General features: G+C 59.1%; 10 protein-coding genes and 2 pseudogenes. 6 read left to right on the top strand and 6 right to left on the bottom strand.

Annotated elements, in window-relative coordinates; translation table 11 throughout:
- From QD357_RS30845 to QD357_RS30870, 6 genes are all read left to right on the top strand, one after another.
- Positions 1-624: ATP-binding cassette domain-containing protein (locus QD357_RS30845; RefSeq protein ID WP_414125803.1), on the top strand; the 624-nt coding region annotated here is incomplete at its 5' end.
- 9 nt (positions 625-633) lie between these two features.
- Entirely contained in the window at positions 634-1,575 is a 942-nt protein-coding gene (locus QD357_RS30850) for an ABC transporter permease (protein WP_414125804.1), read from the top strand.
- A gap of 5 nt (positions 1,576-1,580) precedes the next feature.
- On the top strand, positions 1,581-2,579 hold the full coding sequence (locus QD357_RS30855; protein WP_004129662.1) for an ABC transporter permease: 999 nt from the start codon (positions 1,581-1,583) through the stop codon (positions 2,577-2,579).
- 62 nt (positions 2,580-2,641) lie between these two features.
- Entirely contained in the window at positions 2,642-3,742 is a 1,101-nt protein-coding gene (locus QD357_RS30860) for an NAD(P)-dependent alcohol dehydrogenase (protein WP_004129660.1), read from the top strand.
- A gap of 11 nt (positions 3,743-3,753) precedes the next feature.
- Complete coding sequence (locus QD357_RS30865; RefSeq protein ID WP_037155958.1) at positions 3,754-4,065, top strand: putative quinol monooxygenase; 312 nt, start codon at positions 3,754-3,756, stop codon at positions 4,063-4,065.
- A gap of 75 nt (positions 4,066-4,140) precedes the next feature.
- Positions 4,141-5,403 carry an NAD(P)/FAD-dependent oxidoreductase gene (locus QD357_RS30870; RefSeq protein ID WP_004129653.1) on the top strand — a complete coding sequence of 421 codons (1,263 nt, stop codon included), beginning with the start codon at positions 4,141-4,143 and terminating at the stop codon, positions 5,401-5,403.
- A gap of 701 nt (positions 5,404-6,104) precedes the next feature.
- Here the strand turns inward: QD357_RS30870 and QD357_RS30875 are convergent.
- The 6 genes and pseudogenes from QD357_RS30875 to QD357_RS30900 all read right to left on the bottom strand — a co-directional run.
- A pseudogene (locus tag QD357_RS30875) lies at positions 6,105-6,572 on the bottom strand (hypothetical protein).
- Between the two features lie 219 nt (positions 6,573-6,791).
- Positions 6,792-7,391 (bottom strand): annotated as a pseudogene (gene ribB, locus QD357_RS30880) (3,4-dihydroxy-2-butanone-4-phosphate synthase); the annotation flags it as partial.
- A 15-nt stretch (positions 7,392-7,406) separates the two neighbouring features.
- Positions 7,407-7,916, bottom strand: coding sequence for an NADPH-dependent FMN reductase (locus QD357_RS30885; protein ID WP_004130112.1), 510 nt, complete (start codon positions 7,914-7,916; stop codon positions 7,407-7,409).
- A gap of 16 nt (positions 7,917-7,932) precedes the next feature.
- Complete coding sequence (locus QD357_RS30890) at positions 7,933-8,946, bottom strand: ABC transporter permease (protein WP_004130109.1); 1,014 nt, start codon at positions 8,944-8,946, stop codon at positions 7,933-7,935.
- Between the two features lie 12 nt (positions 8,947-8,958).
- Positions 8,959-9,927: an ABC transporter permease gene (locus tag QD357_RS30895; protein WP_004130106.1), complete on the bottom strand. Its 969-nt coding sequence runs from the start codon at positions 9,925-9,927 to the stop codon at positions 8,959-8,961.
- Positions 9,927-10,492, bottom strand: a 566-nt coding sequence (locus QD357_RS30900; RefSeq protein ID WP_414125805.1) for an ATP-binding cassette domain-containing protein, incomplete at its 5' end; no start/stop codon positions are given. The genes QD357_RS30900 and QD357_RS30895, both read right to left, overlap by 1 nt.

A 10,492-nucleotide genomic window follows, 5' to 3' on the forward strand; every position in this document is an offset into this window, starting at 1 on the left:
GTCGAACCCGCCGCAGCTGCGAGCGTCCAGAGTCGCCGCGACGACAGCATGATCGATGTGAACGTATCCTCAGGCTTTTCGAGTGCCATCTCAGCGGGCATTGGTTTCATTCCTGAAGACCGCAAGCAGGAAGGCCTGTTTCTTCGGCTTCCGATCTACGACAACATCGCACTTGGCAAGCAGTTGAACCGGAACATGGCGAGCGTTGCATGGCGTTCCATCTCCAGGGTTCACGATGTCATAAAGTCGCTCCGTGTTGCGGCTGCCGACCCCGCCTCGCCCGTCGGCAAACTTTCGGGTGGAAACCAGCAAAAGGTGCTTCTGTGCCGCTGGCTGCTTTCGGGGGTCGATATCCTTGTCATCGAGGAGCCGACACGGGGCGTCGATGTCGGCGCGAAAGCGGAAATCTACAAGCTGCTTCGCGATTTTGCCGATCGTGGCGGTGCAGTGATCGTCTCGTCGCGCGAGCACGCCGAACTGATCGGGCTGTGTGACAACATCCTGGTCGTTCACGACAAAAAGATCGTCGGGCAGATGCCCGCGCTCGATGCCACAGAGGAAACCATCCTGGGAACCGCACTAGGTTCGAACTTCGCGCACGATCCGCGCGCCGCTGTTCATTGAGGAGGATACATGAATACCATCGCAAACTTCCTGAAGACTCCTTACCGGGCGGGTGCGATCCGGCTGTCGATCGGGACGCTATTCGTGCTGGTGGTCGCCTCGGTCATCCTGCTTCCAGAATTTCTGGCGCCGGAGAATCTGTCGAACCTGCTGGCCCAATCTACTGTTCTTGTCATTTCTGCGCTCGGCCAGACCTTTGTGATCCTGACGGGCGGCCTGGACGTTTCCGTTGGTTCGATCATCAGCGTGACGACCACGATCATGACACTCGACATGCCAGAGGTTGTCCGTGTCGTGCTTTGCATTGCGGTTGCGATCGCATTCGGACTGGCCAACGGATACGGCGTAGCCAGGCTTAACGTCCACCCGATCATCATGACCCTGGCAACCATGGGGATCGGCCAGGGACTGGCGCTTATCATTCTCCCGATCCCCGGCGGGAAGGTGCCTGATTGGCTGTCGGCGTCAGTCGCGGGTTCGGTCGGGCCCGTGCCAAACTCGCTGCTCTGGCTGATCGCCGCCACCGTCGTTGCTGCCTGGATGCTTTATCGCAGGCCGTTTGGCCTTTACCTGTTCGCTTCGGGGGGTAACGATTTCAATGCCCGCATGAATTGCGTCCCGGTCGAGCGCACAGTCATTAAAGCCTACATCCTGTCGGCGCTAATTGCTTGTGCTGCCGGGATGTTCCTCGCGGGCCGCCTTGCCTCGGGCGATCCCAAGGGGGGTGCTACCTTCGGAATTGAATCCGTTACCGCAGCAGCGCTCGGGGGTGTTCACCTAGCTGGCGGTATCGGTAGCATCCTCGGCACTGTCGCCGGCGCGGCTATCCTCGGCATCGTCAACAACGTGATGAACCTCGCCAACGTCTCGGCATTCCTCCAGTCGGTCGTGAAGGGCCTTCTGCTGCTGGCACTCGTCGTTTCGCAGCGTCGCAAAACGATCGGACTTTGAAAGAGATGGACCTCTCGATGACCACAGCAGATGCGAAAATTGAGACGCCATCCCGCACTCTCACCGCCAAGCGCACACTTTCCTGGGTGCTCGGCTTGCCCCCGGCATATTACGTGCTCGCAATCCTGATCGCTTTGGCCCCCGCGGTAAGTGCGACGCTGATCAATCCGAACTATTGGTTCGTGATCCTGAAACAGTCAGCGCCGCTCGGGATCGCGGTGCTGGCGCAATCTCTTGTCATGCGGGTGCGTTCTATTGATCTCTCGGTCAGTGGCGTGTTTGCTTTTTCGATCTATCTCGCCAGCTCCGGGCTCCTCAACAGTTACCCGCCCTTCGTCACGGTCCTGATGACGATCGTCATCGGCCTTGCCGTCGGTCTGATCAACGGCGCCCTCGTGGCCTATGTCCGCGCCTCCGCGGTCATCGCGACGCTGAGCGTATCGGCGATCCTCATCGGGATCGTCCAGTTCATGAGTTCCGGCCGTGCACCGGGTTCGACACCAAGCTGGCTTCGCGTCCTGACGAGCGGGAACATCTACGGCCTGTCTTACTCCGTTATCGTCTGGATCGGGATTTCCGTGGTCGTCGCACTAGCGTTCCGCTTCCTGATCCTCGGGCGCTACTTCCGCGCTGTCGGCGACAATCCGAGGGCGGCGGAGATAACAGGCATACCTCTGGCTCGAACGATTTTTGTCTCGCATACGCTGGCGGGCACGCTGACGGGCATCGCCGCCCTGGTTCAGGTGTCTGCGCTGGCCGTTGGAACGATCAAGCCCGGCTTCGACACCTTCATGAACGCTCTCGCCGCGACGATTCTCGGTGGGGTGACGTTCGGCGTCGACCGCGGCGGCGTCGCGGGGCCTTTCGTGGCGGTCGTCGCCTTCAGTTTCCTATTTGCGATGTTGACCGTGTTCGGCATCCAGGAGCCCGGCAAGCTTATCGTCCAGGGCGGGATCATCGCTCTTGCGGCGATCATTTACGGCGCACGTGTCGGTCGCGTCTAGCCCGCACAGGATGCCAGACAGGTCATTCCCGGTGTCAACGCGGGAGAATGCAGGAGAAAAGCATGGTGAAGATAACGGCGGCTGTGGCCGTAAAACCGAAAGCTCCGCTGGAGTTTCGTGAACTTGAGCTGGCGGATCCCGAAGGCAATGAAATTCTTGTGCGAACGGTCGCGACGGGCATCTGCCATACGGACCTGTTGCTCCGTGATGGGATTTTTGGGCCTCCCGCCCCGGTCATACCGGGACATGAAGGTGTTGGCATCGTCGAAGCCATCGGGGCGGACGTCCAGGGTTTAAGAGTGGGCGACCACGTTGCGCTCAGCCAGAGTTCATGTGGCTTCTGCGGCGATTGCCGGCGCTCTCACCCGATGAACTGCCAGAACTACACCCAGTACAATCTGACGGGGCTTCGTCCGAACGGCAAAAAGGCCTTGCTTTGTGATGAAGTCGGCATCGGCAGCAACTTTGTCGGCCAGTCATCCTTCGCGACCCACATCCTGGCGACTGAGAACAACGCCGCGCAGCTTCCCAAGGATTTCGACCTGACGAATGCGGCCCCGCTCGGTTGCGGCATGGCAACGGGGGCAGGTACCGTCATCAACGCCATGAAGCCGGAGATCGGACAAACCATTGCCGTGTTCGGCGCCGGAGCAGTGGGCATGGCTGCGGTGATGGCCGCCAAGGTCCGGCGGTGCAGCAAGATCATCATCATCGACCTGAACGAGCAGCGTTTGGCGATGGCCAAGACGTTGGGCGCGACCCATGCTATCAACGGCAGGGACCCAGACGTCGTGGAGCAGATCCACGCCTTGACGGGCGGCGGTGCCGATTTTGCGATCGATGCCGTGGGTATCATTCCCGTCATCCTGAATACGATCAAATGCACGCGGGCAGGGGGCCATGTCGTCCTCCTCGGGCTCGACGCGCTCGGCAAGGATATTCCAATCCCGCTGGACCTCATGGTCTTCAACCGGAAAATTCAGGGTGCCATCCTCGGAGACCAGATCCCCCAGCTCTTCATTCCCCAACTGGTCGAGCTGAACCAGGCCGGCCTATTCCCGTTCCAGAAGCTGATCACAAAGTATCCGTTCGAGAAAATCAACGAGGCCGTCGCCGATGCCGAAGCTGGCCGCGTGATCAAGCCCGTCATCGTCTTCAATTAGGAGCTTCCCACATGCCATCGAGCAAGTCCGACGAACAGCATCTCATTGTTGAGTTTAAAACATCGACGCGTAACCGGGACCGTGTCAACACACTGCTCCAGGAGTTTGTCGGCCCTGCCCGCGAGGAAGAGGGCTGCCTCTACTACAATCTCTACCAGCGCTCCGACGAGCCGAATACGTTCTTCATTCTCGATGGTTGGGCAAACGAGGAGGCAGCCGCGCGTCACGGAGAATCTCCGAACGTCAAGCGTGTTCTCGAACCGTTGCTTCCGTTGCTGGAAAGCCCCCCTTCCATCATTGTGAGCAGTCGCATCAGCGACTGAGCTTGCGATTGTGCAACACCGAAAGACGCGCTTGATCCGAGGCGGGTTTTTTCCAAAGGCTCGCGGGAGGACGAAATGGAGCATCGAGTTGTCATCGTGGGAGGCGGTTTCGCCGGCCTCCAATTGGCCAAGGATCTCAAATGTCCAAACCTCTCGATCACGATCATCGACAGACGCAATCATCACCTGTTCCAGCCGCTGCTCTATCAGGTCGCCACGACCGTCCTGGCGACCTCCGAGATTGCCTGGCCCATTCGCGCAGTATTTCGTGGAAGGAAAGATGTCACGACGCTTCTTGGCGAGGTCGTGGGCGTCGATGTCGAGAAGCGGCTCGTCTCGCTCAAGGGCGGCCATGCCATTCCCTACGATACCCTTGTTCTCGCAACGGGGGCCCGTCACGCGTATTTCGGCCGGGATGAATGGGAGCCCTTCGCGCCCGGACTGAAGGCGTTGGAAGACGCCACCACGATCCGCCGTCGCCTTCTCCTGGCGTTCGAAAAAGCGGAGCTGGAAACCGATCCCCAAGCGCGGGCGGGGCTGCTGACCTTCTCGATAATCGGCGCCGGGCCGACAGGCGTCGAAATGGCCGGGATCATCGCCGAACTGGCTCGAAGGACGCTTGTCGAGGAATTCAGAAACATCGATACGACTTCGGCGCGCATTCTTCTTGTAGAGGCAGGGCCGCGTATTCTGCCTGTTTTTCATTTGGCGTTATCGCAATACGCCGAGCGATCCCTTGCGTCGATGGGCGTCGAGGTTCGCACGGGAAGGCCCGTGACCGACTGCACCGAGGAAGGCATATCGATTGGGGACGAGTTTGTCCCGAGCCGCACGGTCATATGGGCGGCGGGCGTGCAGGCATCCAAGGCCGCCGTGTGGGTGGGGGCGGAGACGGATCGAGCGGGGCGTGCTATCGTGCAGCCCGACCTCACGGTCTTCGAACACCCGGACATCTTCGTTGTCGGCGATACCGCTAGCGTTAAGACCGGCGAGGGAATGCTGGTTCCTGGTATCGCGCCCGCCGCAAAGCAGCAGGGAAAATACGTCGCCCAAGTGATCAAGGCCCGCCTCAAACAGCGCTCAGCGCCGCCTGCCTTCAAGTACAGGCATCTTGGCAATCTTGCGACCATAGGACCAAGCTCCGCGGTGATCGATTTCGGCAGGCTGAGGCTCAAGGGCACCATCGCCTGGTGGATCTGGGGCCTTGCCCACATCTACTTTTTGATCGGAACAAGGAGCCGTATGGCGGTCGCGCTAAGCTGGCTTTGGGCATTTACCTCCGGCCACCACTCTGCTCGCCTCATTACCCAGAAGGAGACGCTTAAGGACGAGGTCTAGCCGCAGGGGCTGCAAACGATATTCTTCAGCTTAGAACCCAGCTTGTACAGCCGGCGGTCAAAGTCAATGCCCCGTCTGCCGATCATGACCGCTCTGAAGCGCAACCCAGAGCCGATTGGCCGGTGGTCAGTTGAGTTCAAGCAACGAATTTTGGCCTTCCCGTCTATGAGTATCAACTAAATTCCTAACGCCTCGATCGAGTACGAGATGGTAGTTCGACAATGACAACATGGAACCTTTGTCCTCTCCAGATGGCATCCTTGCGATGGCTGGCACGAGGGAAGACGATTGCTGTGATTGCCCAAATAGAGGGCAGGAGAGTAGACGATATCGAGCGCTGCTTGAACGATGCCTTGTTGCTGCTCGGAGTGGAGACCCTTGACGACGCTTTTCGAAAGATCGAAATAGCTCGCTGTGACCGAACTTAAAGCGATTTTAGCGCATTGACGGTATTTGGAATTGCCCGAGGGCGATTGTTCCATAATAGAACTTATCTGATTTTTGTTAATAGATTGATTTAAAAGAATAAATCCTGATAGAGAACTGAACGTCCTGGCGAGTCCCTCTCGGTGGAACATCATATTCCGTGACGCATGGACAGGGCAATTGACTGGCGAGGCCAGCCCTCGCCGTGGTTTCGACGGGGCATCGTGAACTCAACGGCAAAGGGTCGAGCCCATGACGCGGGGCTATTTTGTCAGTCATGCGCAAGCGATTTGCGCCCACAGGTTCATCGCTGCTGCCCCCAGTTCGCGACATGGCTCGCGGTGAGGTGCTGGGGCGATGTGGAACATGCTAGCAATCGGGTCATGGATGGAGACGAAGCGCCGCAAGAGTCCTTGTGACCTGCAAGGCTTCTTGATCCGCTGTCGCCGTCGGATTGGCTGGTGCGAATTCTCCGCTCGATTGTTCAAGCCCTTGTGATGCCGATGCGCGACAGCCGGCGTGATGTCTCGTTCGGTGTTGTAGGATTGAAGCTTGTCGTTGGCGAACGACCAAATTTCTCTGCCCGGCGGATCGTAGGGTGCGAGACAATGATCCCAAGAGCGGCCAGCATATCCTCGACCATCCGGAGACTGAAAAGGGAAACGGAACTAAAGCGACATCGCGTGGGCCGATAATTCAGCAGGAAAGCAGTGGCGACGATAAAGTGGCTCACGGTTTGTTATGCCCGATCATCGCGCAGCTAACCATGGTCAGTTAGCGTCACGAGGCTCCCCGTGGGCACCTTCAAACGCGCTTTCCTTCGCGTGTATCGGAGGCCACCAACGCAGGAGTTCGCTCTCCGTCTGAGGGCACGGGGAAAGTCTGCTTGTCAGATACGAAACATTGGCCATCGCCGCCTCCCTGGCTGCGTGATCTGCACAAAGGCCGCTTTTATCGATCTCGCGGCAATATTCGATCAGGGCTTCGATGGTCACCATGAGGAGGCCATGCCGCTCAGCGAATTCGCTGAGCTCGGGAAGACGCGCCATAGTGCCGTCGTCGTTGGCGATTTCGCAGATGACACCCGCTGGCTCGAGCCCGGCCAGCCGCGCGAAATCCACCGCGGCTTCCGTATGGCCGGGGCGGCCGAGGACACCGGACGGGTTTGCCCGCAGGGGGAATATGTGGCCCGGCCGGGACAGGTCCTCCGGCACGGTTGATGCGTCAGCGAGCGCCCTGATGGTCTTGGCGCGGTCTTCTGCGGAAATGCCGGTCGATACGCCTTGTATCAGGTCCACTGAGACAGTGAACGCTGTATGCATGGAATCCGAGTTACGCTCCACCATGAGCGGGATATCCAGTTCGTCCAGCCGGTCCCCGGTCATCGGAACGCAGATCAGGCCGCGCGCATAACGCATCATGAAGGCAACATGATCGTTCGTCACCTTGTCCGCGGCAACCAGGATGTCGCCTTCGTTTTCCCGGTCTTCGTCGTCCACGACGATGATCATCTCTCCGGCGGCGATTGCTTTAACTGCGCTCTCGATGGGAGCAAATTTCATGGTCTTCTCCTTGAACTAGACATGGCCCAGAGTGCGAGCGAGTTGGCGGTCGACCCGCTCCCGGAGTTCCGCAGTCGGTGCCGAATCTGGAAAGTCGCCGTCCATCGCATAGATGAAGTCACCGCGAACCTCGGCTTTGAAGAAGCCCATCAATGAGCGCAGGTGAGCCTCGACGTGCTGACCATGGGCTTCGGCTTTACCCGTTGCGAATATCAATACGGGTTTCCCCTGCAGGGCTGTCATTTCGAAGAGGTCGAAAAGATGCTTGAGAAGGCCGGTCATCGAGGACTTGAAGACCGGCGTGCCCACGATGAGGACATCTGAAGACTGGATTGCGTCAAGAACGTTCGCGAGTCCAACAGGAGCCTCCGAACGCCACAGGGTGGTTCCCAACACCGGGAGAACATCGACCAGGTCAAACAGATACCGTGTGTGACCGGGCGAGACGCTCGAGAGTGCGTATTCCCCGAGCGCCCGCGTCTTCGAGGGGCGCGAGACATTGCCAGTTATCGCGACAATCTTCAATTTGCCGGCCTTTCGATCAGATCTGGTTGCGGATATGCGGGGTACGAGCGTAGACGGCCACCATCGGCACGATCAGCAGACCCACGATCGCCTGTTGCGCGGCAAAACTCAGGCCCAGCCCGACCAGCAGGGACGTCATTACCGTCAATACGAGTACGCCGAGAACGGTTGCCCCGTATCCGCCTGCGCCTCCAAGCAACGAGGTGCCGCCGATCACAACGGCCGCAACGGTGGTGAAGAGATATGGATCTCCGACGCCAACGAATCCGCCGCCGGAAAACCCGAGCAGCAATACGCCCGTCAGTGCCGACATCGCTCCACTGATACCGTGAATGCTGGTCCAGACCTTGGTTTCGGAAATGCCAAGCCGTGCCGCTGCAGTCCTGCTGCCCCCCACCGCGTAGATGGAGCGGCCAAACCAGGTGTTGTACAGAGCCCAGATGGTCGCAAGCGTTATGAGCAGCCAAACCAGCACCACCGGCGGCAGGGAAAGCCCGAAGGTCTTCCCGTTGAACGCGGCGAAATTCCGGAGCCAGTTCGGTACGGGGGCGAAAACCGTGCCGCCGTAGTCGGAACCGATGGAGGTGTACAGCTGTACCGCACCGACAAATGCGAAGCCGACCCCCAGGGACATGATGAGAGCCTGGCCCTGCAGCCTGAAGCTCAAAAAGCCGTTCGCGACCCCGATTGCTGCTCCCAGGATAACGACCACTATTACGGCCAGCCAGGCAGGCATGCCGGTGACCAACAGGCTTGGGAAGAGAATGTTCGCTCCCCCGATGACATAGGGAATGGAGAGATCAAGCGCGCCGACCATGGCACATAGCGTCTGTCCCAACGATGCAAGCCCCAGGAAAGCGGCAAGCAGCAATATCGAACGGGCGTTACGGGGCGAGATGAACCCCGGAACAAGGATCGTACCCAGCACGAGAAGTGCGGCAAGCAGACCAAAGCCAATCACGATGCTGCGCTGCAGTTTTACCGATCGTCCTGTTTGGCTCATCGTCTGTTCCGTTGCGAGTAAAGTCATTACAAGTCCTCCCTAGAAAGCCGGGCGCCGGGCCGTCATGAATACGTTGACGAGGAGCGATGCCACGAGGATCAGGCCGAAAGCCATTTGCGTCACGAACCCTGTCACGCTTCCGAAGCTGAAGGCGGAAAGCAGGTACGAGATGAGGAACATGTTCAGCGCACCAAGCGTCGACCCCAAAGCCCCCCCTCTCCCGCCAGCCAGGTTTGCGCCACCGAGCACCAGGGCGGTAACTGCCTGGAGCGTGTAGCTGCTTCCCTGGGTAGGATCGCCCGAAGAGATCAATGCCGTATAGCTGAGCGCGGCAAGGCCAACGAAGACGCCGCCGAGGAGATGGGCGCAGATGCGTACGGTGTCGACTTTCATTCCGCTCGTGTAGGCCATCCGTTCGTCGGCGCCTGTCATGCGGAGGTGGGAGTAAAAGGTGGTCCGGCGCATAGCGGCCCAAAGAGCGAACGCCGCCAGGACGATAATCAGCACCGGAGATAAGATCGTGGTTCCTGCTCCCCACGTCATCATCCAGTCCGGCGCGACGCCGCCGGGCCTTGACATGACCATGAGGTTCACGCCTGAAAGGACGAGGAAGCTGGAAAGCGTGACGATGATGGGGGCGACCCGGACGTAGATGATGATGAGCGCCTGCAGCAACTGGTACAGTGCGCCGACTGCCACCACCCAGCAAACCACCGCGAGTGGCGACGTGTAACCACTTGCCGAGAGCCAGCCGATCAGGGTGACGTTCACGAAACCCATCAATGGGCCAACGGAAAGATCAACCGAACCGCGTCCTGCCATCACGATCGGTGTCAGGGCGAGCGTTGTGAGGATCAAAGGCGCTGCGACGATGATTGCTCCGCCCATTCCGGTTGCGGTGAACAGCCGCGGCGACAGCAAGGCTGCAGCGACGAGCAACACTCCGAAAAGAACGAGCGGTACGGTCAGCGACCTGTCGAGCGCAGGAAATCCAAAACGTTGCGACATCAGTGTGCCTTTCTCTCTTTGGAGAATTCCATGGTGTCGGCAACCGAGCGGCCGAACATTGCAGCGAGAATGGTTTCTTCGTTGATGTCGGGGCCGTCGAGGGAGCGATGGATGCTCCCTTTGTGAAAGACATCGACGCGATCGGCGAAACCAAGAAACTCCTCGATCTCGCTCGAAAGGTAGATTACCGAGCCGCCACCTTCGGCAAACAGCCGAAGCTCGCGATACAGGTCGCGTTTGGTGTTGAGGTCCACGCCCCGAGCAGGGTCGTTAAGAACGATCACTCTGGGATCATTGGCGAAGGCGCGACCGATCAGGACCTTCTGCTGGTTACCACCGGAAAGGGACGTAATCCGGTTGTCCGGGTGGCCGATCTTGACGCGGAGCCGCTCGACCTCCCGGGCAAACGTCTGCTTCAGCTTTTTCCGCCTGATGACACCGAACGGCCCCAGGTTCTTCTGATAGATACCGATGGCGAGGTTCTCGAAAATGCTCTGCTGCGGGAAAATTCCTTCCCGCTTCCGGTCTCCGGATACGTACACAATGCCCTTGTTCGCGGCGTCGT

Source organism: Rhizobium sp. BR 317, assembly GCF_047445835.1.
Taxonomy (GTDB): domain Bacteria; phylum Pseudomonadota; class Alphaproteobacteria; order Rhizobiales; family Rhizobiaceae; genus Rhizobium; species Rhizobium paranaense.

Coding starts and splice junctions, on each gene's coding strand:
- QD357_RS30850 (WP_414125804.1), top strand. CDS start 634: ATGAATACCATCGCAAACTTCCTGAAGACTCCTTACCGGGCGGGTGCG.
- QD357_RS30855 (WP_004129662.1), top strand. CDS start 1,581: ATGGACCTCTCGATGACCACAGCAGATGCGAAAATTGAGACGCCATCC.
- QD357_RS30860 (WP_004129660.1), top strand. CDS start 2,642: ATGGTGAAGATAACGGCGGCTGTGGCCGTAAAACCGAAAGCTCCGCTG.
- QD357_RS30865 (WP_037155958.1), top strand. CDS start 3,754: ATGCCATCGAGCAAGTCCGACGAACAGCATCTCATTGTTGAGTTTAAA.
- QD357_RS30870 (WP_004129653.1), top strand. CDS start 4,141: ATGGAGCATCGAGTTGTCATCGTGGGAGGCGGTTTCGCCGGCCTCCAA.
- QD357_RS30890 (WP_004130109.1), bottom strand. CDS start 8,946: ATGACTTTACTCGCAACGGAACAGACGATGAGCCAAACAGGACGATCG.
- QD357_RS30895 (WP_004130106.1), bottom strand. CDS start 9,927: ATGTCGCAACGTTTTGGATTTCCTGCGCTCGACAGGTCGCTGACCGTA.